Source organism: Noviherbaspirillum sedimenti (assembly GCF_003590835.1).
GTDB lineage: Bacteria > Pseudomonadota > Gammaproteobacteria > Burkholderiales > Burkholderiaceae_D > Paucimonas > Paucimonas sedimenti.
In genome coordinates this window covers 2,489,291-2,513,399 of the sequence record NZ_QYUQ01000002.1, presented here as the reverse complement: position 1 = coordinate 2,513,399, position 24,109 = coordinate 2,489,291, and the positions used below count along the sequence as shown (strand labels likewise).

Sequence of the window (24,109 nt, the reverse complement as noted above, 5' to 3'; positions counted from 1 at the left end):
TTTACCCCTGGCGCATGACCGCTTCGATTTCGGCCACCGTCTTGGGCGCGGCTTGCGTCAGGATTTCGCAGCCATCTTCGGTCACCAGCGCATCGTCTTCGATGCGGATGCCGATGTGCCAGTATTGTTCCGGCACGCCTTGCGCCGGCCGCACATAGATGCCGGGCTCGACGGTGGTGACCATGCCGGGGCGCAGGATGCGCCAGGGCTTTTCGCCTTCGACGGCAGCCTCGCCGGGTTCGCGGTAATCGCCGACGTCGTGCACGTCCATGCCCAGCCAGTGGCCGGTGCGGTGCATGTAGAACTGCTTGTAGTCGCCCTTGGCGATGACGTCGTCGAGGGTGCCGACCTTGTTGGCGTCGAGCAGGCCGGTATCGAGCATGCCCTGCGCCAGCACCTTCACGGCGGCGTCGTGGGCGTCAGGGAATCGCTTGCCCGGCTTCGTTTCGGCGATGGCGGCGTATTGCGCCGCCAGCACGATTTCATACAATTCCTTCTGCGGCCCGGAGAATTTGCCGTTGGCCGGGTAGGTGCGGGTGATGTCGGCAGCGTAGCTGTCGAGCTCGCAGCCGGCGTCGATCAGCACCAGGTCGCCATCCTTCATCCTGGCATCGCCGGCGCGATAGTGCAGCACGCAGGCATTGGCGCCGGCGGCGACGATCGAGGTATAGGCGGGAAATTGCGAGCCGTGGCGGCGGAATTCGTGCAGCAGTTCCGCCTCGATCTGGTATTCATGCATGCCGGGACGCGAGGCGCGCATGGCGCGCTCGTGCGCCTGCGCCGAAATGACGGCGGCGCGGCGCATGGTGGCGATCTCGTCGCCATCCTTGAGCAGGCGCATTTCGTTGAGCAAGCCATGGATGTCGTGCGCCGCCGAGGGCGCGGCCACGCCGGCGCGCGCCTGCTGGCGTACCACATGCAGCCAGCCCTGCACCCGTGCATCGAGCTTGCTGTCGCTGCCCAGCGCGTAGAAGATCGACGGCGCATTGGCCAGCAGCTTCGGCATTTCCGTATCCAGCGCCGCGATCGGGTAGGCGGCGTCGAAGCCGAAGCTGGTGCGCGCGGCTTCCGGGCCATAGCGGTAACCGTCCCAGATTTCACGTTCGAGGTTTTTCTCGCGGCAAAACAGGATCGATTGGGTGGTCTTACCGACCACCAGCACGACCACCGCTTCCGGCTCGGCAAAGCCGGACAGGTAGTAAAAATAGCTGTCGTGGCGGTAGGGGAAATCGGCATCGGCATTGCGCGGCACTTCCGGCGCGGTCGGGATGACGGCGACGCCGCCTCCGCGGGATTGCATGTGCGCGATCAGCGCGGCGCGGCGGGCGGCAAAGGATTTCATTTCGACCTCGCAGGAGTCAGGGGGGCGTTCAATTGTTCGAGCCGTTCGGGGGTGCCGACATCGGTCCAGTCGCCGCGATAGACTTCGCCGCCGACCCGGCCACGCGTCGCATACTCGCGCAGGATCGGCGCCAGCGCCGCCTTCTCGCCGGGCGCAACCGCATCGAACATTTCCGGCCGATACACGCCGATGCCGGAAAAGGTGAAGCGGGGCTCGCCTTCGTTGGCGATGGAAAAATTATTCAGGGCGAAGTCGCCATGCGGGTGATGCGGCGGATTTTTCACCAGATACAGCCAAGCCATGTCGCGCCGGTCGGCCGGGTATGGGTTGCCCCAGGGGTCATTGGCTTCCAGCACATCCACCACCTGCTTGAAATCGAAGTGCGGGCAATAGATGTCGGCGGCGACCGCAACGAAGGGCTCGTCGCCCAGCAGGTGGCGCGCACGGGCGATGCCGCCGGCGGTTTCCAGCGCCGTGCCCTCGGCCGACCAGGCGATTTTCGCGCCGAATTGCGCACCGTTACCCAGCGCTTCCTCGATCATGTGGCCGAGGTGGGCATGGTTGATGACGATGTCGGTGATCCCGGCGCGCACGAGGTTGAGGATGTGCCAGACGATCAGCGGCCGGCCGCGCACTTTCAAGAGCGGTTTGGGACAGGCATCGGTCAGCGGACGCATCCGTTCGCCGCGTCCGGCGGCAAAGATCAAGGCTTTCATTAGAAGGTGTATCCCACTCGCGGGCCGCGTTCTTCCAGCACGTCGAGCAGGCGGATCAGCGGTATCAGTTCGCGGTAGCGGGCGGCGGCCTTGCGCGTGTATTCCATCACCAGCGGCAGGTCTTTCAGGTAGCCGTCCTTGCCGTCGCGGTGGTACAGGCGCGCGAAGATGCCCAGCACCTTCAGGTGGCGCTGCACGCCCATGAATTCGAAGTCGCGGTAAAAGGCGTCGATGTCGGGGCTGACCGGCAGGCCAGCGCGGCGCGCACGCTCCCAATAGCGGATTGCCCAGTCGAGCACCATTTCCTCGTCCCACTGGATGTAGGCATCGCGCAGCAGCGACACCAGGTCATAAGTGATCGGGCCATACACGGCATCCTGGAAATCAAGGATGCCCGGATTGCCTTTGGATAAGACCATCAGGTTGCGCGAGTGGTAATCGCGATGCACATACACTTGCGGCTGCGCCAGGTTATTGGCCAGCAGCACATCGAATACCTTGTCCAGGCTGGCTTGCTGTTCGGCGGTGAGAGTGACGCCCAGGTGCTTGCCGATATACCATTCGGGAAAGAGCTGGAGTTCGCGCATCAGCATGGCACGGTCGTATTCCGGCAGGACGCCAGGCTGGCTGTGCACCTGCAGCAGCACCAGCGAGTCGATGGCGTCCAGGTAGAGCTGGTGGGCGGTATCGGCGTTGAGCTGGTGCAGGTAAGTGGTATTGCCGAGATCGGACAGCAGCAGGAAACCTTGCTCGACATCCTGTGCCAGGATCTGCGGCACCGACACGCCGGTCTTGCCGAACAAATCGGCCACATGGATGAAAGGGCGCACATCTTCCTGCGGCGGTGGCGCATCCATCACGATATAGGTGGCATTGCCAACGCCATCGACACGGAAATAGCGGCGGAAACTGGCATCTGCCGAGGCCGGACGCAGCGAATCCGGATTCAATACCGGTTCGGCAAGCGTGCCTAGCCAGTGTTTTAGTTGTATTAAGCGCAAGTCGGAGGGATTTGATGTGGGCATGGAACGTGCAGGAATGCTGTTGAAGGTGCGGATTCCCATATAATAAGGGATTCGATTCAAAAAATCGCCTGCTATTGCATGCATGGCGCATGCCGATAACGCTAACAATGGTCAACAGGCTCTAGCATGGTTTTGTTTTTTTCATGATCCGGTTTCCCGCATTTTCCAATTCGCCGGTGCTTCTTTGCATGGTGACAACGACCGTGGCGGCCGCCGCTTTGCCCGGCGTCGCGGCGGCGCAAGCCACTGACAAGGACGAGCCGGTCAGCATCAGCGCCGAACGCATGACCGGGCGTCCTGATCGCGAGATCAATTTCGACACCAATGTCGAAATCATCCAGGGCACCACCGTCATCGAAGGCGACCGCGCCACCTACAACATCCTCAAGGATGAGGTGGATGCCAGCGGCCATATCCGCATGCGGCGCATGGGCGACAACTACACTGGTGAATCGGTGCGACTGCGCATCGATTCGGGCGAGGGCTTCATTACCCAGCCGACCTACCATCTGCAACGCAACAATGCTCAAGGCAGCGCCGAGCGTATCGATTTCCAGTCGGAAGACGAGGCGCTGGTGTCGGAAGGAACCTACAGCACCTGCGAAAGCCCCGATCCGGACTGGTACCTGAAATCCTCGCGCTTGCGCCTGGACAAGACGCGCGATACCGGCTTCGCCACCAATACCCTGGTGTATTTCAAGGGTGTGCCCATCCTCGCCGCGCCGGCCATGTCCTTCCCGCTGTCTGATGCCCGCAAGTCGGGCGTGTTGCCGCCAACGATAGGCAGCACCAACAAGGGCGGCCTCGAAGTGACCGTGCCGTACTACTTCAATATCGCCCCTAACCGCGACCTGACCCTGTATCCGAAGCTTATTTCGCGGCGCGGCGTGCAACTGGGCGCCGAGGGCCGCTACCTTGGCGAGACCTATACCGGCGAAACCCGGGTCGAATACCTGCCAGGCGACCGCGAGATGAAATCCGACCGCTATGCGCTGTCGTCGATCCACACCCAGAGTTTCGCCCCGGCCTGGACCTTCAACTGGAACCTGAATACCGCCTCCGACGACAAGTATCCGGACGATTTCGCCAGCACCATCACCACCAGCAAGCAACGCCTGCTGCTGCGCGACATGAACCTGACCTATGGCGGGACATTCTGGTATGCCACCCTGCGCGCCTCGAATTACCAGGTGTTGCAGGATCTGGCGGCGCCGATTGCGCGGCCCTATGACCGCCTGCCGCAGTTTACCTTGCGAGCGGAGAAGCAGGACGTCAATGGCTGGGACTGGTCGGCCGACGTCGAGGCCACCCGTTTCTGGCACCCGGACAACCTGGCCGGGGATCCGGTTTTCGCCCAGCCGAATATACTTTATCCGCAGGCCGGCAACCGCGTGGTGTTCAATCCGAAGCTCTCCTATCCGATCCTTCGTCCGGGCTTTTTCCTGACGCCGAAACTGTCCCTGCATGCGACCAGCTATTCGCTCGACAACCGGGCCATCGGCGCACCGACCAGCCTGAACCGGACCTTGCCGACGGCTTCCATCGATTCCGGCCTGGTGTTCGAACGCGATGCCAACTTTTTCGGCAATGCTGTCAGCCAGACGCTGGAGCCGCGACTGTTTTATGTGTACACGCCGTACCGCGACCAGAGCCAGTTTCCCTTGTTCGACTCCGGCCTGGCTGATTTCAATTACGCCCAACTGTTTTCGGAAAGCCGCTTCGTCGGTCATGATCGCGTCAGCGATGCCAACCAGCTGACGGCGGCGCTGGTCTCGCGCTTCATCGAGCCCTCCGGCGCCGAGCGGGCGCGTGTCGCGGTCGGCCAGCGTTACTATTTCGCCGATCAGAGCGTCACCCTGCCGGGCATCCTGAACAGCCAGACCCGCTCCGACCTGCTGCTGGCCGCCGCCGGCAAGATTTCGCAGGCGGTCAGCGTGGAAGCCAATATGCAGTACAGCCAGAGCTTGCGCACCATGGTGCGCGACAATTATGGCGTGCGCTGGCAGCCGGGCCCGATGCGCGTGCTGAACCTGCAATACCGGCGCGATGTGGCGAACCTGCTGTCGCCGCTGGAACAGATCGATATGTCGGCGCAATGGCCAATGTCGCAGCGCTGGTATGGCGTCGGCCGCGTGAATTATTCGCTGAACGACAAAAAGACGGCGGAGGCCTTGCTCGGCCTGGAATACAAGGCCGACTGCTGGATCTTCCGGGTGGTCGCACAACGTACGCCAACTGCGGCAAATACCGCTACCACCGGTTTTTTTGTTCAGCTCGAATTGAACGGCCTGTCGCGCATCGGCTCCAATCCGCTGGAGGCCTTGCGCCAGAATATTCCGGGCTATCAGCTGATCAACCAACCCGGCGGCAATTCCCGCTAAGTTCTTACCTAACTCATGGATTCACTGCACATTATGCGAAACACCCGCCCTCCGTTTTCCCGCAGCGCGCTTGCATGCATCCTGTCCTGTCTGACGCTGGCCGCGGCTCCCGACGCCTGGTCGCAGTTCAAGCCGGGCGCGGCCCCGCTGGCGCCTGCCGCGACCAGCCCTGCGCGCATCCGCACGGTCGATGCCATCGTCGCGGTGGTCAACAACGAAGTCATCACGCAGCAGGAACTGGCAGACCGCACCGACATGATCGCCAGGCGCATCGCCGCGCAGGGCCAGGGGCAGGGCGGCATGCCACCGCGCGCCGAGCTGCAGCGGCAGGTGCTGGAACGCATGATCGTCGAATCCGCGCAACTGCAGCTGGCAAAGGACATGAACATCCAGGTCGATGACACCATGCTCGACCGGGCGGTGGCGCGGATCGCCGAGCAGAACCGCATGACACTGCAGCAGTTCCGCAGCCAGCTGGAACAGGAAGGCACGTCGTTTGCGAAGTTCCGTGAAGAGATCCGTCACGAAATCATCATGCAGCGCCTGCGCGAGCGCGAAGTCGACAACCGTATCCAGATCAGCGAATCGGAAATCGAAAACTACCTGGCGGAAGACGCCGGCGCCGGGCATTCGCAGCAGGAATGGAACCTGGCGCAGATTCTGGTGCGCATCCCCGAGAACGCCTCGCCCGAGCAGATCGAGCAGCGCCGGCAACGTGCCGAGCAGCTCCTGCAGCAGCTGAAATCGGGCGCTGACTTTGCCAAGCTGGCGGCAGCTTCCAGCGATGCCGACGATGCCCTGAAAGGCGGCGAACTCGGCTGGCGCAACCAGGATCGCCTGCCGCAACTGTTCGTCGATTCAGTGGCCAGCCTGCAGCCGGGCGAAGTGGCGCCGCTGGTCAAGAGCGCAAACGGTTTCCATATCCTGAAACTGGTCGGCAAGCGCACGCCGAGCGTGGTGCGCGCCGGCGCCGGCAATGGCGCCGCTGCGCCGACCTCCATCACGCAGACCCACGCGCGTCATATTCTGATCAAGGTCAACCAGATCGTCTCGTCGCTCGACGCCCAGCGCCGCCTGCAGGAGCTGAAGCAGCGCCTGGATAACAAGGCTGCCACCTTCGAGGAACTGGCCCGTTCCAATTCCAACGACCTGACCGCATCCAAGGGCGGCGACCTTGGCTGGATCTATCCGGGCGACACCGTGCCGGAATTCGAGCGCGCCATGGATGCATTACAACCGGGACAGATCAGCGAACCGATCGAATCGCCCTTCGGCTTCCACCTGATCCAGGTATTGGAACGCAAGACCGAGGATGTCTCGAAGGAACGCAAGCGCCTGGTCGCGCGCCAGGTGCTGCGCGAGCGCAAGCTGGAAGAAGCGACCCAGGAATGGCTGCGCCAGGTGCGCGACCGCGCCTATGTCGAATACCGTAATGAAGAAAAATAATGCCTGAGCAAGTCACGTCGCAACAAAGGCCGACGATCGCCATTACGGTCGGCGAGCCGGCCGGCATCGGCCCTGAAATATCCCTGCGGGCGGCGTGGCAGTTGCGCGGCGAAGTCAATTGCGTGCTGGTTGGCGACGCTGCTTTCCTGGCGCAGACGGCCGAGACGATCGACCCTGAAATGCGTCTGGCGGCGGTGTCATGGATGGCGGTTTCCGATGCCGGCTTGCCGCGCTTTCCGGCGGACCGTCTGGCCGTGATCGATTGCCCGCTGGCCGAAGTGGTGGTGCCGGGCCGGCTTGATTCGCGCAATGGCCGCGCGCTATTGCAGATGCTGGATATCGCCATCGCGGGCACGCAGATGCGCCTGTTCGACGCGGTAGTCACGGCGCCACTGCAAAAGAGCACAATCTACGATGCCGGTGTCGCCTTCACCGGTCATACCGAATATCTGGCGCAGAAGACCGCCACGCCGCAGGTGGTGATGATGTTAGCCGGCGGCGACGCGCCGCATCCCCTGCGCGTGGCGCTGGCGACCACGCACCTGCCGCTGAAGGATGTGCCGGCGGCGATTACCGTCGAAGGCTTGTTGCGCACGATCGAAATCATCCACGCCGACCTGCAGGCAAAATTCGGCATCGCCAGTCCGCGCATCCTCGTGACCGGCTTGAATCCCCATGCGGGCGAGGGGGGCTATCTCGGCCGCGAGGAAATCGACGTCATCGGCCCGGCGTTGCAGGCGGCGCAGGCGCGCGGCATCGATGCCACCGGTCCCTATCCAGCCGATACCCTGTTCCAGCCGAAATACCTGCAGGACGCCGATTGCGTACTGGCGATGTACCACGACCAGGGACTGCCGGTGCTCAAGCACGCCAGCTTCGGGCGCGGCGTCAATATCACGCTCGGCTTGCCGATCATCCGCACTTCGGTCGACCACGGCACCGCCCTCGACCTGGCCGCGCGCGGTCTCGGCCATGCCGATTGCGGCAGCATGATCGAAGCGATCCGCACAGCGGCGCACATGGCGGCGGCGTCCGCTTCTTCAAGGAAGTCATGAAACACATTCCCCGCAAGCGTTTCGGCCAGAATTTCCTGACCGACGACGGCGTTTTGCACGACATCATCCGCACGATCGATCCGCAAGCCGATGACGCCATGGTCGAGATCGGCCCGGGCCTGGCGGCGATGACCAGGTTGCTGCTTGACTCGCTCGGGCAACTCCATGTGGTCGAACTCGACCGCGACCTGGTCGCGCGCCTGCAAAAGAATTTCGATCCGACGCGCCTGGTCGTGCACTCGGCAGATGCCTTGCAATTCGATTTCTCCAGCATTCCGCGACCGGCGGGAAAAAAGCTGCGGGTGGTCGGTAACCTGCCCTACAACATTTCCAGCCCCTTGCTGTTCCATCTGGCGCAGATCGCCAGCCAGGTGCAGGACCAGCATTTCATGCTGCAAAAGGAAGTTGTCGAAAGAATGGTCGCCGAACCGGGCAGCAAGGCGTTCGGGCGGCTATCGGTGATGCTGCAGTGGCGCTATCACATGGAGCTCATGTTCGTGGTGCCGCCGACTGCCTTCGATCCGCCGCCGCGGGTGGATTCGGCCATTGTGCGCATGATCCCCCTGCAAAATCCGCTGCCTTGCGACCAGGCCAGTCTGGAAAAGGTGGTCACCAAGGCATTCTCGCAGCGCCGCAAGGTGATCCGCAATTGCCTGGCCGGGATGTTTACCGAAGCTGAGCTGATCGATGCCGGCATCGATCCGCAGGCGCGGCCGGAAGCGGTGCCGATGCCGCAGTTCGTTGCCTTGGGCAGGCGTCTGTCAGCGGCATAAACTCCCCCCGCCGCTCACCACGGCGACTCAGAGACCGTGCTCGATCAACTCGATCTTGTAGCCGTCCGGGTCCTGCACGAAGGCGATCATGGTGCTGCCGCCCTTGACCGGGCCTGGTTCGCGCGTCACGACACCGCCGGCCGCCTTGATGCCGTCGCAGGTGGCGCGGATGTCGTCGGCTGCGATGGCGATGTGGCCGTAGGCGTTGCCCAATTCGTACTTGTCCACGCCGTAATTGAAGGTTAGTTCCAGTTCGGCATGCTCCGGGTTGCTTCCGTAGCCAAGATACGCCAGCGTGTACTGCTGCTCGGGACGGTCGACGGTGCGCAGCAGCGTCATGCCCAAAAGGCGGGTGTAGAAATCGATGGAACGCTGCAGGTCGCCGACCCGCAGCATGGTGTGGAGGATGTGCATGCTGCAGTCCTTGTCAGAGTGGATAACTGAGGCGCAGGATGGAGAAATTCGCGCCGTCGTTGGGTTGCTTGATGCTGGCATTCGAGAAGTGCTGGAAGCGGAAGCTCAGATCCAGTTTGTTGGCGAACACGTAGCCGACGCCGAGGTGGTCGCTGAACTGGAAGCGGGTCGATAACTGGTGGCCATTGTTGTCGTAATAGCCGCTAAGCAAATTGGCACCGATGCCCAGTTCGCCATACCAGCCTTGCAGATTGTCTTTCTGCCAGCGAAACACCGGCGTGATGCCGATGGTCGTGATGTTCTGGCGATTGCCGGGAATATCCAGGTGGCGGTCGCCGCGCCAGTGACCCAGGTTGAGGTCCCAGTAACCACCGATATGCGTGCCGTTGGATTGCCACCAGCGCTGTTCCCATTTCCACTGCACGCCCACCCGCGCCAGGTCGCTCTTGTTGCCGGCGCCGAGTTCGAGCGAGACCGAATCCACCGCGCGAGCCGGCACCTGAGACGCTGCCATCAAAAGGGCGATGGCAGCCAGTTTGGAAGCAAGGGTATTCATGATTATCTAAATTGTATCGGGAATTTTGAGAAGGCAGGCAACGTGACGCAGGTCACGTTGCCATTAGACAATTATTATATACCCCTGAATGCTAGGCTGCCTTGGCCACGACGACGAAATCGGCCGCCGATTTTTTGGTGAACACCAGTGCGGCCAGCGTCAGCAGCGCGGCGATCGCAAGGTAGTAGCCGACATACTGCAGGCCATGGTTGGTGGCCAGCCAGGTGGCGGCATACGGCGCCAGCGACGCGCCCAGGATACCCCCCAGGTTGAAGGTCAGCGATGAACCGGTGTAGCGCACCTCGGGCGGAAACAGTTCGGCCAGGTAAGTGCCCAGCGGGCCGTAGGTCAAGCCCATCAGGGCCAGGCCGAGCGACATGAACAGCGTCACCTGGACGATGCTGCCGGCGACGAACAGCGGCGCCAGCATGAAGCCGAACACGGCGATGGCGGCGGTCACCAGGATCATTGTCTGGCGGCGGCCATGACGGTCGGCCAGCATTGCCGACAGCGGGACGGCCAGGCCGAAGAAGAGCACCGCGAACAGTTGCACCACCAGGAAGTCATGGCGGGAATAGCCGAGCGCAGAGGTGCCCCAGCTGAGCGCGAACACGGTCATCAGGTAGAACAGCACGAAGGTTGCCATTGCGCTGACGGTGCCCAGCACCAGCGGCCGGGTATGGTCGCGCATCACGGTCAGCACAGGCACCTTGACGCGCTCCTGCTTGTCCAGCACTTTCTGGAATACCGGTGTTTCGGTGATTTGCAGGCGCACGTACAGGCCCATCAGCACCAGCAGGGCGCTGGCCAGGAAGGGGATGCGCCAGCCGAAGTCGAAGAACTGCTGCTCGGTCAGCACTTCGCCCAGCAGCAAAAAGCTGCCACCGGACAGGAAGAAACCGATCGGCGCACCCAGTTGCGGGAACATCCCAAACCAGGCGCTTTTGCCGGGCGGAGCATTTTCCGTGGCCAGCAGCACCGCGCCGCCCCACTCGCCGCCCAAGCCAAGACCCTGGCCAAAGCGGCACAGCGCCAGAAGGATTGGCGCCATCACGCCGATCGAAGCATGGGTAGGCAAAAGGCCGATGGCTACAGTGGAAATCCCCATGGTCATCAAGGCAGCTACCAGCGTCACCTTGCGGCCGACGCGGTCGCCGTAATGGCCGAATACGGCCGAGCCAAGCGGGCGGGCGAAGAAGGCGATGGCGAAGGTTGCCAGCGATTGCAGGACTGCGGCGGTCGGTTCCGAAGAGGGGAAAAACAGCTTGGGAAAAACCAGGACTGCTGCCGTCGCGTAAATATAGAAATCGAAGAATTCGATGGTGGTGCCGATCAGGCTGGCGAACAATACCCGGCCCGGGGAATTGATAGTCCCCGCATTGGCTTGATGCGTGCTCATTGCTTTCCTTGTTTGAATGTCATGGCGAAATGCGGCTGCCAGGGCGGCATTGGAATAATCCAACGGCCCGACGGATTGCATTCAGCGGAACGGAATGACGTGGTGCATCCTGGCGCTGCGGCTGCAAACCGGGCAGGCGTGTGCGCAGGGAGCTGGCGGCGAAAAGGCAATGCGGCGACGACATCCGCCGGCTGATCAAGCCAGGCGGCGCGTCACCGGTCGAATGAAGCCGGGATGTTAGCAGGATCGGCGCATCGCCGCGCCCAAAACTAGCGCACGGGAAAATTGTCTCATATATTAGTGAATTTTGCTCGGCGGGTCAGAATACCGGCAAGGTTTCCGGCGCATGGTCGCGCAAGGCCTTTCTGGCTGACTGGAATTCCGGGAAGATCGATTGCACCGTCGCCCAGAAACGCGGGCTGTGGTTCATTTCGCGCAGGTGCGACAGTTCGTGCGCAATCACGTAATCGATCAGTGGCAAGGTAAAGTGCACCAGGCGCCAGTTCAGGCGGATGCGGCCATCGGCAGTGCAGGAGCCCCATTGTGTGGTGGCCGAGGAGAGGGAAAAGGCGCGGTAGGCGACCTCCAGCCTGGCGGCATATAGCGGCAGGCGTTCGGTGAAGATGCGCCTGGCCTCGCCCTGCAGCCAGCCTTGCACGCGGTCTTTCAATTGCTGCTCGCCGGCGTCCGCCGGCAGGCACACGGTCAGCTCGCGCGAGGCTTCCAGGAATTCGATGCCGGCGGAACGGCCGCTGGCGATTCTGAGGGTGATGTCAGCGCCCAGGTAGGGCAGGGTGGCGCCATCGCGCCACTGCATTTGCGGCTGCAGGCGGCGCGCCGAGCGTTCGCGCCGTTGATTGAGCTTGGCAAAGATCCAGCGCTGCTTTTCGTGGATTGCGCCTTCGATCTCGGCGATGCTGACCCACTTGGGCGCGGTCATGCGCAAGCCTTCGTCACCGATCAAAAAGCCGATCGTGCGGCGCTTGGAGCGGACCAGGGTGTATTCCAGCAGGTGGCTGCCAAGCTGGATGCGCCGCTTGCCCGGCGTCGGGACACTGCTGGCACTGTTGGAAACGACGGGGGGCGGTGCGAATGGTGTCGCCGGCGCTGTCGGTGCTGCGGGAGCCGCAGATGCCATAGGTACACTGGCCGGCGTCGTCGCTGCAGCAAATAAATCCAGCTGCAGCGCAAGCTGTTGCGGGTCGGGCGAACTCTGGCGGAGCAGTTTCAAGGTTCGGTCGCGTGGTTGGATGGCTTGCGGGCATACACCGCGGGCGAAATCACCCGCATTTCCGATTCTATCCAATTTTCGACCTGTTGCATCATTTCCGCCGGGTTCAGGCCTTGCGGCGAGAGGGGTTTGCCGATCGAGACGGTGATCAGGCCCGGTTGCTTGATGAATGAGTTCTTCGGCCAGCATTCGCCGGAATTCATCGCCAGCGGCACCACCAGCGTATTGGTTTCGACTGCCAGGCGGGCGCCGCCGCCCTTGTACTTGCCGCGCTTGCCGACCGGGATGCGAGTACCTTCAGGGAACATGATGATCCACTGGCCGTCGGCCAGGCGTTTTTTGCCTTGCGTGAGGATCTGCCCGAAGGCGTCGCGGCCCTTGCTGCGGTCGATCGGAATCATGCGCAGCAGGGCAATACCCCAGCCGAAAAATGGAATATAGCCGAGCGCCTTCTTGTAGACGAATACCAGCGGTCGTGGCATGGCAGCCAGATAAAAAATGGTTTCCCAGGCCGACTGGTGCTTCGACAGCAGGATCACGGGGGCGTCGGGCAGGTTTTCCCAGCCCTTGACCTCATAGCGGATGCCGCAGATGACGCGGGCGGACCAGATCACGAACACATTCCAGCGCGACGTCCAGTAGTAGCGGCGGGCATAGGGCAGCGGCGCGAAAAAAAAGCAGAGCGGCGCCCAGATGAGGGTGGCGAGCACCATCAGCAAGGCAAACAGGAGCGAACGCAGGAACAGCCAGAAGCGCGACATGGAATCAGCCTATCTTGAAAAAAGGGGTCAGGGGGTGCCGGTGGCGGCCGGCGCCGGGGCGGCCGTCAGGATGTGCTCGACGGCGGCGGCGAGGTCGGGAAAAATCAGGGTGCCCGGCGGCAGGCCGCCTTTGTCGCGGGTTTGCTCGCCATTGCCGGTCAAAACCAGGTAGGGAGTGCAACCCGAGACGAAGGCCGCCTGCAGGTCGCACAGCGAGTCGCCGACAACCGGCACGTCCTTCAGGTTGACATCATAGCGCTTGCCGATGGCGCGCAGCATGCCGGGCTTGGGCTTGCGGCAATCGCAGTTATCCTCGACGGCGTGCGGGCAATAAAACACTGCATCGATATCGGCGCCCACCATCTGCGCAGCTTCGTGCATCTTCTGGTGAATCGCGTTCAGCGCCACGATGGAGAGCTTGCCGCGTGCGATGCCGGACTGGTTGGTGGTCACCACCACCCGGTAGTCCGCCTGGTTCAGGCGGGCGATCGCCTGCAGCGCCCCCGGAATCGGGATCCATTCCTCCGGCGACTTGATGTAGCCTTCGGCGTACTGGTTGATGACGCCGTTGCGGTCCAGGACGATCAGTTTCATGCTCGATGCTCGCGGATGTGGCCGGTCGCCGTCACGCGGCCAGCTTGGAAATGTCGGCCACGCGGTTCATCATGCCGTGCAGTTGCGACAGCAGCGCCAGGCGGTTGTTGCGCAGCGCGAGGTCGTCGGCCATCACCATGACATCGTTGAAAAAAGCGTCGACGTTGTCGCGCAACTGCGCCAGCGCCTTCAGGGTGCCGGCGAAATCGCCTTTGACGAACGCGGCGTCGATTTTCGGCGCCAGCGCGGTCATTGCCGCATGCAGGCCCTGCTCGGCGGCTTCCTGCAGCAGGCCGGCCTGTACGGCGCCGGCGGCGACTTCGGTTTTTTTCAGGATGTTGGTGATGCGCTTGTTGGCGGCGGCCAGCGCTTCTGCCTGCGGCAGTGCGGCGAAGGCTTGCACCGCTTCCAGGCGCTCGACGATATTGGCGAGCGTGTCCGGCTCTTGCGCGACCACGGCTTCCACTTCGTTTTGCGTGAAGCCGCGTTCGCGCAGCAGGCCGCGCAGGCGGTCATACAAAAAGGCGCGGATGTCGGCGTCGGCCTGCTTGAACTGCGGATTGCCGGCAAACAGCTGCGCTGCTTGCGCCAGCAAGTCGGCAATCGACAGCGGCAGGCGCTTTTCCAGCAGCATGCGCAAAATGCCCAGCGCATGGCGGCGCAGCGCAAACGGATCCTTGTCGCCGGTCGGCGCCAGGCCAATGCCCCAGATGCCGACCAGGGTCTCGAGCTTGTCGGCCAGCGCCACCGCGGTGCCGGTGGCGGTTGCGGGCAGGGCGTCGCCGGCAAAACGCGGCTGGTAATGCTCCGAGATCGCCTGCGCGACTTCTTCGGCTTCGCCGTCGTGGCGGGCATAGTAGGTGCCCATGATGCCTTGCAGCTCGGGGAATTCGCCCACCATGTCGGTCAGCAGGTCGGTCTTGGCCAGCAGCGCGCCGCGTTCGGCCAGCGCGACGTCGGCGCCGATGGCGCGGGCGATGCCGCCGGCCAGGCTCTTGACGCGCTCGGTGCGCTGCGCCTGGGTGCCCAGCTTGTTATGGTAGACCACGTTTGCCAGTCCCGCCAGGCGGTCGGCGAGTTTCTTTTTCTTGTCCTGCTCGAAAAAGAATTTCGCGTCCGACAGGCGCGGGCGCACCACGCGCTCGTTGCCGCCGATGATGTGCTGCGGGTCGGCGGTTTCGATATTGGAGACGATCAAAAAGCGCGAGCGCAGGCGCCCGCCGTGATCGGTCAGGGCGAAGTATTTCTGGTTGGTCTGCATGGTCAGGATCAGGCATTCCTGCGGCACGGCGAGAAATTCCTCCTCGAAGTGGCATTCGTAGACCACCGGCCATTCGACCAGCGCACTGACTTCATCGAGCAGCGCTTCCGGCATCAGCACCTTGTCCTGGCCGGCGCGATCCAGCAGCGCCGCGCGGATTTTCTCCTTGCGGTCGACCACGCCCGGCACGACCTTGCCCTGCGCTTCCAGCAGGGCGGCATAGCTTTCCGCATTCGGCACCGCCACTTCGCCTTGCGACAGGAAGCGGTGGCCGAGCGTGATGCGGCCGGCGGCAAGACCCAGGATCGCCAGCGGCACGACTTCGGCGCCATGCAGCGCGATCAGCTTGTGCACCGGACGCACGAACTGGACGTCGGCGCCGTCCGGGTGCTGGTAGTTCATGACTTTCGGGATCGGCAGTTTGGCGATGGATTCTTCCAGCGCCGCCTGCAGGCCCAGGTGCAGCGGTGCACCGGCTGCGGTATAGCTGTAGAAGAAGCTCTCGGCCTTGCCATCCTGGGCGCGTTCCAGTTGTTCCAGCGTGATCGCGTCAACCTTGACGACTGCGGCCAGCGCCGCCAGTTTCTTGGCCAGCGGCGCGCTCGGTTTGCCGGCAGCGTCCAGTGCCACTGTCACCGGCAGTACCTTTTCGCGGATCGCCTTGTCGGGCGAGGTGGCGCGCACACGCGTGACAGTTACCGCCAGACGGCGCGGGGTAGCGTAGGTGGTGGCGACGGCATCGGCTTCGAGGAAGTCGCGCGATTTCAGGCCGTTGACGATGCCGGCGGCGAAGGCTTCGCCCAGCTTGGCCAGCGCCTTGGGCGGCAGTTCTTCGGTGAGGAGTTCGACTAGCAGAGTCTGGTTCATTGCATTCTCGTTATTGATTGTCGCCGCACATCGGGAAGCCGAGCTTCTCGCGCGATTCGAAATAGGCCTGCGCCACGGAACGCGACAGGTTGCGGATGCGGCCGATATAGGCGGCGCGCTCGGTCACGGAGATCGCCCCGCGCGCATCCAGCAGGTTGAAGGTGTGCGCGGCTTTCAGCACCATTTCGTAGGCCGGCAGCGCCAGCGGCACTTCCATCAGGCGCTTGGCTTCGGCTTCGTAATTGCCGAACAGCGAAAACAGGAATTCGGTGTTGGAGTGTTCGAAGTTGAAGGTCGATTGCTCGACTTCATTCTGGTGGAACACGTCGCCATAGGTCAGGCGCTTGGTCACGCCATGCTCTTCCCACTCGGTCCACACCAGGTCGTAGACGTTTTCCACGCCCTGCAGGTACATCGCCAGGCGTTCAATGCCGTAGGTGATCTCGCCCAGCGTCGGCTTGCAGTCGAGGCCGCCGACTTGCTGGAAATAGGTGAATTGCGTGACTTCCATGCCGTTCAACCAGACTTCCCAGCCCAGGCCCCAGGCCCCCAGGGTCGGGTTTTCCCAGTCGTCCTCGACGAAGCGTACGTCGTTCTGCTGCAGGTTCAGGCCGAGCGCCTGCAGCGAGCCGAGGTAAAGCTCGAGGATGTTTTCCGGCGCGGGTTTCAGCACCACCTGATACTGGTAGTAGTGCTGCATGCGGTTCGGGTTCTCGCCGTAGCGGCCGTCCTTGGGCCGGCGCGACGGCTGCACATAGGCGGCGCGCCACGGCTCCGGGCCGATCGCGCGCAGGAAGGTGGCGGTGTGCGAGGTACCGGCGCCGACCTCCATGTCGTAGGGCTGCAGCAGGGCGCAGCCTTGCGCATCCCAGTATTCCTGCAGCTTCAGTATGACTTGTTGAAATGTGAGCATGGTGGGTTTTTCGTCCCCGCGACGGGGAGCAATGGAATCGGTAAAACCCAAGATTTTAGCGGTTTTTACCTGTCTCCGGCTGCTTTCCAGCCTTTTTCCAATGCAAGAAGCGTGCGATTGCCAGCGCCAGCAATGCCAGCAGCACGGCCGGTCCGTTACCGAGCAGGATATACGGCGTGGCGCCGATGTACCCCTGGACTGTGGCAGCCAGCACGCCTTGCTGGAAGGGCGGCAGCTGCGCCGTCACCCGGCCCTTGTGGTCGATCACGGCGGTGGCGCCGGTATTGGTGGCGCGCAGCATGGGGCGGCCGGTTTCCAGCGCGCGCATTTGCGAGATCTGCAAATGCTGCGGCAGGGCGATGGTGTCGCCAAACCAGGCGATGTTGGAAACATTCAAAAGCACGCTGGTTTGCGGGATCTCGCCGAAATGGCCGGCTGCCAGCTGATCGGCGATTTCCTCGCCAAACAGGTCTTCGTAGCAGATGTTGGGCAGTATCCACTGGTCCTTCACCTGGAATGGCGCCTGCAGCGGCGCGCCGCGCGTGAAGTCGCCCAGCGGGATGTGCATCATGTCGACGAACCAGCGAAAGCCCGGCGGGATGAATTCGCCGAACGGCACCAGGTGGTGCTTGTCATAGCGGTACGCGGTGCCTTGCGCGTCGGGCGTTCCCGCGGGCGCCAGGCCCAGCACGCTGTTGGCATAGCGCCCCGGGCCGTCGGACATCGGCAGGCCGACGACGATGTGGCTGCCCGACTGGCGTGCAAAGGCGCCCAGGCGCGCCAGGTAATCTTCGGGCAACTGGTGCGACAGCAGGGGCAGCGCGGTTTCCGGCGTGGCGATGAGGTCGGCCGGCTGTTGCCGAATCATGAACTCGTACTCGGCCAGCGTGGTGGCGATGCGCTCGCGCTCGAACTTCATGTCCTGCGGCACGTTGCCTTGCAACAGGCGCACTGCGATGGCTTCGCCGTGTTTTCCGGTCCAGGAAACCGTCTGCAAGCCCCAGCCGGCTGCCAGCAATACGGGCAGCAGCAGCAGCACCGGCATCCTGTGCCTGGGCAGGAGCGCCAGCGCGCCGGCGGCCAGTGCCGCCAGCCAGCCGATGCCATACACGCCGACCAGCGGGGCGAAGCCGGCCAGCGGACTTTCATTGTGGGCGTAGCCCGAGACCAGCCAGGGAAAACCGGTGAATATCCAGCCGCGCAGCCATTCGCCCAGCGCCCACAGCGCTGGCGCCACCAGCAACAGCGTCAATGTGGCAGAGAGGTTCCAGCGGCGCCGCAACCAGGTGGTGGCGCCGGCGGCCAGCGCGGCAAACAGGCCAAGCCATACGGCCAGCAGCGCCACGGCGAGTGCCGCCATCCAGGATGGCATGCCGCCGTAGTGATGCATGCTGACATACAGCCAATGCACTCCGGCGGCGGCCCAGCCCCAGCCATAGGCAAGACCGAGCGCGGCGCCCTGCTGCACCGAGGCGGTGCCGTGCAGGAAGTGGAACAGCAATGCCAGCAGCAGAAGTTGCAGCGGCCACAGGCCAAAGGGGGCGAATGCGAAGACATTGGCGGCGCCGGCGGCCAGCGCGACCAGCAGCATGGCAGCAAGGCGGAGGGCGGGACGGCGGGCGGCGCCGGCGCGAACCGTCATGCGTGCCTCAGTTGCCTGCGGCAGCCGGCGCCGCCGGCAGTTTTTCGACCAGCAGGATATGCACCCGGCGCGCGTCGGCGCGCAAGACCTGGAAGCGCAGCGCGCCGATGTCGAAGACGTCGGCCTTGTGCGGCACCCGGCCCAGGTGCGTGACGACCAGTCCACCGATGGTGTCGACCGCATCTTCCGCCAGGCCGGTGCCAAGCGTCTCATTGAACTGGTCGATTGCGGTGATGGCGTTGACACGCCAGCGCGCGCCGAATTCGCCGTCGCGTACCCGCAGGATATTGTCATCGGCCTTTTCGATATCGAATTCATCCTCGATATCGCCGACGATCTGTTCCAGCACATCCTCGATCGTGATCAGGCCGGCGACGCTGCCGTATTCATTGACGACGATCGCCATGTGGTTGCGATTGGCGCGGAAATCGCGCAGCAGGACATTCAGGCGCTTCGATTCCGGGATGAAGGTGGCCGGGCGCACCATGTTGCGCACATCGAAGGACTGGTCGGCGTAATAGCGCAGCAAGTCCTTGGCCAGCAGGGTGCCGACCACCTTGTCGCGGTCGCCGTCGACTACCGGAAAACGCGAATGGCCGGTCTTGAGCACCAGCGGCATCCATTCTTCGATGGGAGTGGCAATATCGATCACGTCCATCTGCGGGCACGGCACCATGATGTCGCGTGCGGACAGGTCGGATACCTGGAATACGCCTTCGATCATCGACAGCGCGTCGGCGTCGATCAGGTTGCGCTCGTGAGCGTCGTGGAGGACTTCGAGCAATTCCGTGCGGTTGTCGGGCTCGGGGGAAATCAGGGCGGTCAGTCGTTCGAACAGGGAGCGGTGCGGCTTGGTGTCGAATGATCTGACGCTACTAGGGTGCTCTTGCATATGGCGGGGAGCCGTTGTTTTGGGACCCCATAGAATACACCAAAATCCAGCGCGGTCCATCAATCAGGCCGCCGGGCATGTCCGTCTGGCCCGAATGACAATGGCCGGACGGCGGTATTCCCGCTACAGGAATACCGCCGCCGGGGCTTACTTGCTTGTCGGACTGTCGCCTTTCGGCGCCTTTACCGACAGCACCAGCAAGGCGGTCATCGCCAGCAGGGCGGGGATTGCCAGCAGTGCCAGGATCTGGCTGAACGGCAGTTTCATGCCGAGCAACACACCACCGGCGAGGGCGCCGAGGATGCCGCCGGTGCGGCCGATGCCCAGCATCCAGGCGATGCCGGTGGCGCGACCCTGGGTGGGATAGATCGGCGCAGCCAGCGCAGGCAGCGAGGCCTGGGCGCCGGTCACCATGATCCCCGCCAGGAATACCAGCGTGGCGAACAGGCCGACGTTGCCCATGCTTTGCCCGACTGCCACCAGGAGCACGGCTGCCACCACGTACACGCTGGCCAGCACGCGCGCCGGCGAGAACCGGTCCATCAACAAGCCGCCAACCAGGGTGCCGATGCCGCCGCCGAGCGGGAACAGCGCGCTCACCAGCGCGGCTTTTTCCAGGCTAAAGCCGGCATCCTTCATCATCAGCGGCATCCAGCTCGTCAGCAGATAAAAAATCAGCAAGCCCATGAAATAGGTGGACCACAGCATCAGCGTTGCCACCACGTAGCGTCGTGACAGGATCAGTCCAAGGGCGGATTGTCCGGGCTTGCTCGTGACCTCCGCTGCGTCGCTGGTGAATCTGGCAACGTGGCTCAGGTCGCGCTTGCAGATGCGCTGCATGACCTTTCTGATGGACGCTGCCGGATAATTGCGGGCTGCCATGTAGGAAGCCGATTCCGGCAGGTACAGCGCCATGACGGGCACGAACAATAGCGGCAGCACGCCACCCAGGATAAACACGCTTTCCCAGCCAAAGTGCGGGATCAGGCCGGCGGAGATGATGCCGCCAGCCGCTGCACCCAGGGGGAATCCCACATACACGGCATTGACGACCAGCGAGCGTCGCTTGGCCGGCGCCAGTTCAGCCATCAGCGTCACCGCGTTCGGCATGGCGGCGCCGAGGCCCAGTCCGGTGAGAAAGCGCAGGATGGCCATCGATTCGATCGAGCCGGCGTAGGCGGTCAGCAGGCTGAAGATCGCAAAGAACATGCTGGATATGATCAGGACCGGTTTGCGTCCGAAGCGGTCCGCGCTGGGGCCTGCCAGCATGGCGCCGAAGGCGAGGCCGAACAAGGCTGCGCTCATCACCGGCGCCAGTGCGGAACGGGCGATGCCCCATTTCGATACCAGCGCCGGCGCAACATAGCCGATGATGGCGGTATCGAATCCATCCAGTGCCAGGATGGAAAAGCAGAGGAACAGGACCAGATACTGGTATGCCGACATCGGCTGCTCATCGATCAGCGTTTGCACATTGACCGAATTGCGGGAATCTGGCGAGGCGCCGCGCCTGCTTGCAGTGGCGGCGTTGGCGGTGGCGTCGAGGGCGATCTGGGTCATGCGCGGCCTCCGTCGCAAACGGGGGAAATGCGTAAAGTCATGCTTGTCTCCTTGTGCCTTCGTCGAGGCTGATTTCTAATTGACCGCAATGGCTGCTACCTGCTTCCATGCGGAGCATTGGTGTGTAACCGAGGACGATAGTAGGGGCGGAAAAGCGCGGGCGTCTAATACTGTTGGCGTACTTACGCATACCTTGCTGGTATGAAGAGCGCGAAGAGCCGATGCCGCAGGGCGCACGCTGCAGGACGCGTCCGTGCGAGGACAGCCTGATGTGTTGCTGGGATGAATGGCCTACGCGGCGCAGGCTGGGGATTGATCTTGCCGGGGAGAATTTAGCCGGTCCGAGACGGCTTCAAGCGGCTTTCTTTAAGGGAGGGGGATTCAATCGGCCTGGTAAGGATTGGCAAACCCCAGCCGCGCCAAAATCTCGACTTCCAGTTGCTCCATCTCGGCGGCATCCTCGTCGTTTTCATGGTCGTAGCCCTGCGCATGCAGCACGCCGTGCACCACCAGGTGGGCGGCATGTTCCTGCAAGGTCTTGCGTTGTTCGGCGGCTTCCTTTTGCAGCACGTCACTGCACAGCACGATGTCGGCGCGGGTGGGCTCGTCTTCCGACTCCGTGTAGGGGAAGGTCAGCACGTTAGTGGCGTAGTCCTTGCCCCGGTATTCGCGGTTGAGTGTGCGGCCTTCGTCGGCGTCGACGAAGCGGATGGTCAGTTCGGCCGGCGCCAGCAATGCCGCCTGCACCCAGCGCCGCAGTTGCGGGCGCGTGAGTTGGTCCCGCAGGCGCGGGTCGGGATATTGCACGGAGAGCGAGAGTTCAGGCCTAGTTGCTGACTTGGGTGCTGGCTTAGTTGCTGATTTAATCGCTGGCTTTGTCATTTTTTACACGTACAGGCTTGTTCGCCGCCTCGTAGGCATCGACGATGCGCCCCACAAGCGGGTGGCGCACCACGTCGGCGCTGGTGAAATGGGTGAAGGCGATGCCGCGCACTTTCTTGAGGACCTGGGCCGCATCGACCAGGCCGCTCTTCTGGTTGCGCTGCAGGTCGACCTGGGTGACGTCGCCGGTGATCACGGCCTTGCTGCCGAAACCGATGCGGGTCAGGAACATCTTCATCTGTTCCGGCGTGGTATTTTGCGCCTCGTCGAGGATCACGAAGGCGTGGTTGAGGGTGCGTCCGCGCATGTAGGCCAGCGGCGCAATTTCAATTGCCTGCTTCTCGAACATCTTCTGGGTGCGGTCGAAACCGAGCAGGTCGTACAGCGCATCGTAAAGGGGGCGCAGGTAGGGATCGACCTTCTGCGCCAGGTCGCCCGGCAAGAAGCCCAGGCGTTCGCCGGCTTCCACCGCCGGCCGCGTCAGCACGATCCTTTGCACGGCGTCGCGTTCGAGCGCATCGACCGCGCAAGCGACGGCCAGATAGGTCTTGCCGGTGCCGGCGGGGCCGACGCCGAAGGTGATGTCGTGTTCGACGATGGCCTTGAGATACTGGTTCTGGGTCGGCGTGCGGCCGCGCAAGTCGTGGCGGCGGGTTTTCAGTACCAGCGGCTCGCCGGCGCCTGTTACGCCCTGATCATCTGCGGCCGGTTCTGCTGCGGCGCCTGCTTCTGTCGCCCGCGCCGGCCGCGCGGACTTGCGCGCGGTTTGCGCATGGCCGGCGCGCTGTTCCACCAGCGCCAGTTGCACGTCGTCGATCGAAATGGTCTTGTCGGCGACCGCATAGAAGCGTTCCAGGATGGCCAGCGCATCGGCGGCCAGGGTGCCGCTGACGATGAATTTCTCGCCGCGGCGGAACACTGTCACGTCGAGCGCAGCGGCGATCTGCCGCAGGTTTTCATCCATCGGCCCGCACAGGTTGGCGAGCCGCTTGTTGTCGAGCGGCTGCGGGATGAAGTGCAGCGGCTCTACAGGGGTCTTTTTCACGTTGGCCTTAGTCTTGCAGCACCAGCGCGCCGCGCAGGGAATAGGAGTAGCTCTCGGTGATGGTCACGTCGAGCATCTGGCCGACCAGGCGCGCCGCCTGCGGACCGCCGTCGAAATTCACCACGCGGTTGCATTCGGTGCGTCCCTGCAGTTCTGCCGGGTCCTTGCGCGACGGCCCTTCGACCAGGATGCGCTGGGTGGAATTGACCAGGGCGTCGCTGTAGCGTCGGGTGTTGTCGCCGATGACTTTCTGCAGGCGCTGCAGGCGTGCCAGTTTTACTTCGTGCGGCGTGTCGTCGGCCAGGTTGGCTGCCGGCGTGCCGGGGCGCGGACTGAAGATGAAACTGAAGCTGTTGTCGTAGCCAATGTCGTCGATCAGTTTCATCATCGCCTCGAAATCGGCGTCGGTCTCGCCGGGGAAGCCGACGATGAAGTCGGAGGAAATCGCGATATCGGGGCGCACTTCGCGCAGGCGCCGGATGATCGACTTGTATTCGAGCGAGGTATAGCCGCGCTTCATCGCCATCAGGATGCGGTCCGAGCCGTGCTGCGCCGGCAGGTACAGGTGGTTCACCAGCTTCGGCACTTTGGCATAGGTGTCGATCAGGCGCTGGGTGAATTCCTTCGGATGGCTGGTGACGTAGCGGATGCGCTCGATGCCGTCGATCTCGGCGATGTATTCCACCAGCAGGGCGAAGTCGGCGGTCTCGCCATCGGTCATGGCGCCGCGGAAGGCATTGACGTTCTGTCCCAGCAGGGTGATTTCCTTGACGCCTTGCGCGGCCAGGCCGGCGACTTCGGTCAGCACGTCGTCGAAGCGGCGCGAGACTTCCTCGCCGCGGGTATAGGGCACCACGCAATAGCTGCAATACTTGCTGCAGCCTTCCATGATCGAGACGAAGGCGGTGGCGCCTTCGACGCGGGCCGGCGGCAAATGGTCGAATTTCTCGATTTCGGGGAAGCTGATATCGACTTGCGAGCGGCCGCTGGCGCGCCGCTGGGCCAGCAGGTCCGGCAGGCGGTGCAGGGTTTGCGGGCCGAACACCACATCGACGTAGGGCGCGCGCTTGATGATCGCCTCGCCTTCCTGGGAGGCGACGCAGCCGCCGACGCCGATTACGAGATTCGGGTTTTTCAGCTTCAGCTCGCGCACCCGGCCAAGATCGGAAAATACTTTTTCCTGCGCCTTTTCGCGCACCGAGCAGGTGTTGAACAGGATCACGTCGGCGTCTTCCGGCGTGTCGGTCTTGACCAGGCCTTCGGCGGCATTGAGCACATCGGCCATCTTGTCCGAGTCATACTCGTTCATCTGGCAGCCGAAGGTCTTGATGAATACTTTCTTTTGCATTGAGTC

General features: G+C 63.1%; 21 protein-coding genes. 4 read left to right on the top strand and 17 right to left on the bottom strand.

The window, feature by feature from the left end:
- Position 1 precedes the first annotated feature (1 nt).
- From D3878_RS11650 to D3878_RS11640, 3 genes are read right to left on the bottom strand one after another with little or no spacing between them, the layout of a single operon-like run.
- Complete coding sequence (locus D3878_RS11650) at positions 2-1,342, bottom strand: aminopeptidase P N-terminal domain-containing protein (protein ID WP_119785610.1); 1,341 nt, start codon at positions 1,340-1,342, stop codon at positions 2-4.
- Positions 1,339-2,058: an N-acetylmuramate alpha-1-phosphate uridylyltransferase MurU gene (murU, locus tag D3878_RS11645; protein ID WP_119785609.1), complete on the bottom strand. Its 720-nt coding sequence runs from the start codon at positions 2,056-2,058 to the stop codon at positions 1,339-1,341. The genes D3878_RS11650 and murU overlap by 4 nt, the downstream gene beginning before the upstream one ends.
- On the bottom strand, positions 2,058-3,083 hold the full coding sequence (locus tag D3878_RS11640) for an aminoglycoside phosphotransferase family protein (protein ID WP_199688149.1): 1,026 nt from the start codon (positions 3,081-3,083) through the stop codon (positions 2,058-2,060). Before D3878_RS11640 ends, murU begins: the two co-directional genes overlap by 1 nt.
- Positions 3,084-3,271: 188 nt before the next feature.
- Between D3878_RS11640 and D3878_RS11635 the strand changes: the two genes are divergently transcribed.
- From D3878_RS11635 to rsmA, 4 genes are read left to right on the top strand one after another with little or no spacing between them, the layout of a single operon-like run.
- Complete coding sequence (locus tag D3878_RS11635) at positions 3,272-5,464, top strand: LPS-assembly protein LptD (RefSeq protein WP_233556317.1); 2,193 nt, start codon at positions 3,272-3,274, stop codon at positions 5,462-5,464.
- A gap of 33 nt (positions 5,465-5,497) precedes the next feature.
- Positions 5,498-6,910 (top strand): peptidylprolyl isomerase, encoded by a 1,413-nt coding sequence (locus D3878_RS11630; RefSeq protein WP_119787850.1) that lies wholly within the window; start codon positions 5,498-5,500, stop codon positions 6,908-6,910.
- Positions 6,910-7,965: a 4-hydroxythreonine-4-phosphate dehydrogenase PdxA gene (gene pdxA, locus D3878_RS11625; protein WP_119785606.1), complete on the top strand. Its 1,056-nt coding sequence runs from the start codon at positions 6,910-6,912 to the stop codon at positions 7,963-7,965. The genes D3878_RS11630 and pdxA overlap by 1 nt, the downstream gene beginning before the upstream one ends.
- Positions 7,962-8,738: a 16S rRNA (adenine(1518)-N(6)/adenine(1519)-N(6))-dimethyltransferase RsmA gene (gene rsmA, locus D3878_RS11620; RefSeq protein ID WP_119785605.1), complete on the top strand. Its 777-nt coding sequence runs from the start codon at positions 7,962-7,964 to the stop codon at positions 8,736-8,738. Before pdxA ends, rsmA begins: the two co-directional genes overlap by 4 nt.
- A gap of 27 nt (positions 8,739-8,765) precedes the next feature.
- Here rsmA and gloA read toward each other — a convergent pair whose 3' ends face one another.
- From gloA to miaB, 14 genes are all read right to left on the bottom strand, one after another.
- Complete coding sequence (gene gloA, locus D3878_RS11615) at positions 8,766-9,152, bottom strand: lactoylglutathione lyase (protein ID WP_233556316.1); 387 nt, start codon at positions 9,150-9,152, stop codon at positions 8,766-8,768.
- Between the two features lie 13 nt (positions 9,153-9,165).
- A complete protein-coding gene (locus tag D3878_RS11610; protein WP_233556315.1) occupies positions 9,166-9,708 on the bottom strand; it encodes an acyloxyacyl hydrolase in 543 nt (180 codons plus the stop codon).
- 91 nt (positions 9,709-9,799) lie between these two features.
- Complete coding sequence (locus D3878_RS11605) at positions 9,800-11,107, bottom strand: MFS transporter (RefSeq protein WP_119785603.1); 1,308 nt, start codon at positions 11,105-11,107, stop codon at positions 9,800-9,802.
- Positions 11,108-11,426: 319 nt separating this feature from the next.
- Complete coding sequence (locus tag D3878_RS11600; RefSeq protein WP_119785602.1) at positions 11,427-12,338, bottom strand: M48 family metallopeptidase; 912 nt, start codon at positions 12,336-12,338, stop codon at positions 11,427-11,429.
- Positions 12,335-13,099 (bottom strand): lysophospholipid acyltransferase family protein, encoded by a 765-nt coding sequence (locus D3878_RS11595; RefSeq protein WP_119785601.1) that lies wholly within the window; start codon positions 13,097-13,099, stop codon positions 12,335-12,337. Before D3878_RS11595 ends, D3878_RS11600 begins: the two co-directional genes overlap by 4 nt.
- Before the next feature lie 27 nt (positions 13,100-13,126).
- A complete protein-coding gene (gene gmhB, locus D3878_RS11590; protein ID WP_119785600.1) occupies positions 13,127-13,693 on the bottom strand; it encodes a D-glycero-beta-D-manno-heptose 1,7-bisphosphate 7-phosphatase in 567 nt (188 codons plus the stop codon).
- A 31-nt stretch (positions 13,694-13,724) separates the two neighbouring features.
- Complete coding sequence (gene glyS, locus D3878_RS11585) at positions 13,725-15,821, bottom strand: glycine--tRNA ligase subunit beta (protein WP_119785599.1); 2,097 nt, start codon at positions 15,819-15,821, stop codon at positions 13,725-13,727.
- A 10-nt stretch (positions 15,822-15,831) separates the two neighbouring features.
- The gene (glyQ, locus tag D3878_RS11580) at positions 15,832-16,734 is read right to left on the bottom strand and encodes a glycine--tRNA ligase subunit alpha (protein WP_119787848.1); all 903 of its coding nucleotides are present in this window, start codon (positions 16,732-16,734) and stop codon (positions 15,832-15,834) included.
- A 55-nt stretch (positions 16,735-16,789) separates the two neighbouring features.
- A complete protein-coding gene (gene lnt, locus D3878_RS11575) occupies positions 16,790-18,376 on the bottom strand; it encodes an apolipoprotein N-acyltransferase (protein WP_119785598.1) in 1,587 nt (528 codons plus the stop codon).
- 7 nt (positions 18,377-18,383) lie between these two features.
- Positions 18,384-19,268, bottom strand: a complete 885-nt coding sequence (locus D3878_RS11570) for an HlyC/CorC family transporter (RefSeq protein WP_119785597.1) — start codon at positions 19,266-19,268, stop codon at positions 18,384-18,386.
- Positions 19,269-19,415: 147 nt separating this feature from the next.
- On the bottom strand, positions 19,416-20,828 hold the full coding sequence (locus D3878_RS11565; RefSeq protein ID WP_119785596.1) for an MFS transporter: 1,413 nt from the start codon (positions 20,826-20,828) through the stop codon (positions 19,416-19,418).
- A gap of 381 nt (positions 20,829-21,209) precedes the next feature.
- Positions 21,210-21,710 carry an rRNA maturation RNase YbeY gene (ybeY, locus tag D3878_RS11560; RefSeq protein ID WP_119785595.1) on the bottom strand — a complete coding sequence of 167 codons (501 nt, stop codon included), beginning with the start codon at positions 21,708-21,710 and terminating at the stop codon, positions 21,210-21,212.
- On the bottom strand, positions 21,691-22,755 hold the full coding sequence (locus D3878_RS11555; protein WP_119785594.1) for a PhoH family protein: 1,065 nt from the start codon (positions 22,753-22,755) through the stop codon (positions 21,691-21,693). The genes ybeY and D3878_RS11555 overlap by 20 nt, the downstream gene beginning before the upstream one ends.
- Before the next feature lie 7 nt (positions 22,756-22,762).
- Positions 22,763-24,103 carry a tRNA (N6-isopentenyl adenosine(37)-C2)-methylthiotransferase MiaB gene (gene miaB / locus D3878_RS11550; RefSeq protein ID WP_119785593.1) on the bottom strand — a complete coding sequence of 447 codons (1,341 nt, stop codon included), beginning with the start codon at positions 24,101-24,103 and terminating at the stop codon, positions 22,763-22,765.
- Between the last annotated feature and the right edge of the window lie 6 nt (positions 24,104-24,109).

Excerpts from the sequence above, each read along its gene's own strand:
- D3878_RS11650 (WP_119785610.1), bottom strand. The coding sequence starts at position 1,342 with ATGAAATCCTTTGCCGCCCGCCGCGCCGCGCTGATCGCGCACATGCAA.
- murU (WP_119785609.1), bottom strand. The coding sequence starts at position 2,058 with ATGAAAGCCTTGATCTTTGCCGCCGGACGCGGCGAACGGATGCGTCCG.
- D3878_RS11640 (WP_199688149.1), bottom strand. The coding sequence starts at position 3,083 with ATGCCCACATCAAATCCCTCCGACTTGCGCTTAATACAACTAAAACAC.
- D3878_RS11635 (WP_233556317.1), top strand. The coding sequence starts at position 3,272 with ATGGTGACAACGACCGTGGCGGCCGCCGCTTTGCCCGGCGTCGCGGCG.
- D3878_RS11630 (WP_119787850.1), top strand. The coding sequence starts at position 5,498 with ATGCGAAACACCCGCCCTCCGTTTTCCCGCAGCGCGCTTGCATGCATC.
- pdxA (WP_119785606.1), top strand. The coding sequence starts at position 6,910 with ATGCCTGAGCAAGTCACGTCGCAACAAAGGCCGACGATCGCCATTACG.
- rsmA (WP_119785605.1), top strand. The coding sequence starts at position 7,962 with ATGAAACACATTCCCCGCAAGCGTTTCGGCCAGAATTTCCTGACCGAC.
- gloA (WP_233556316.1), bottom strand. The coding sequence starts at position 9,152 with ATGCACATCCTCCACACCATGCTGCGGGTCGGCGACCTGCAGCGTTCC.
- D3878_RS11610 (WP_233556315.1), bottom strand. The coding sequence starts at position 9,708 with ATGAATACCCTTGCTTCCAAACTGGCTGCCATCGCCCTTTTGATGGCA.
- D3878_RS11605 (WP_119785603.1), bottom strand. The coding sequence starts at position 11,107 with ATGAGCACGCATCAAGCCAATGCGGGGACTATCAATTCCCCGGGCCGG.
- D3878_RS11595 (WP_119785601.1), bottom strand. The coding sequence starts at position 13,099 with ATGTCGCGCTTCTGGCTGTTCCTGCGTTCGCTCCTGTTTGCCTTGCTG.
- gmhB (WP_119785600.1), bottom strand. The coding sequence starts at position 13,693 with ATGAAACTGATCGTCCTGGACCGCAACGGCGTCATCAACCAGTACGCC.
- glyS (WP_119785599.1), bottom strand. The coding sequence starts at position 15,821 with ATGAACCAGACTCTGCTAGTCGAACTCCTCACCGAAGAACTGCCGCCC.
- glyQ (WP_119787848.1), bottom strand. The coding sequence starts at position 16,734 with ATGCTCACATTTCAACAAGTCATACTGAAGCTGCAGGAATACTGGGAT.
- lnt (WP_119785598.1), bottom strand. The coding sequence starts at position 18,376 with ATGACGGTTCGCGCCGGCGCCGCCCGCCGTCCCGCCCTCCGCCTTGCT.
- D3878_RS11570 (WP_119785597.1), bottom strand. The coding sequence starts at position 19,268 with ATGCAAGAGCACCCTAGTAGCGTCAGATCATTCGACACCAAGCCGCAC.
- D3878_RS11565 (WP_119785596.1), bottom strand. The coding sequence starts at position 20,828 with ATGACCCAGATCGCCCTCGACGCCACCGCCAACGCCGCCACTGCAAGC.
- ybeY (WP_119785595.1), bottom strand. The coding sequence starts at position 21,710 with ATGACAAAGCCAGCGATTAAATCAGCAACTAAGCCAGCACCCAAGTCA.
- miaB (WP_119785593.1), bottom strand. The coding sequence starts at position 24,103 with ATGCAAAAGAAAGTATTCATCAAGACCTTCGGCTGCCAGATGAACGAG.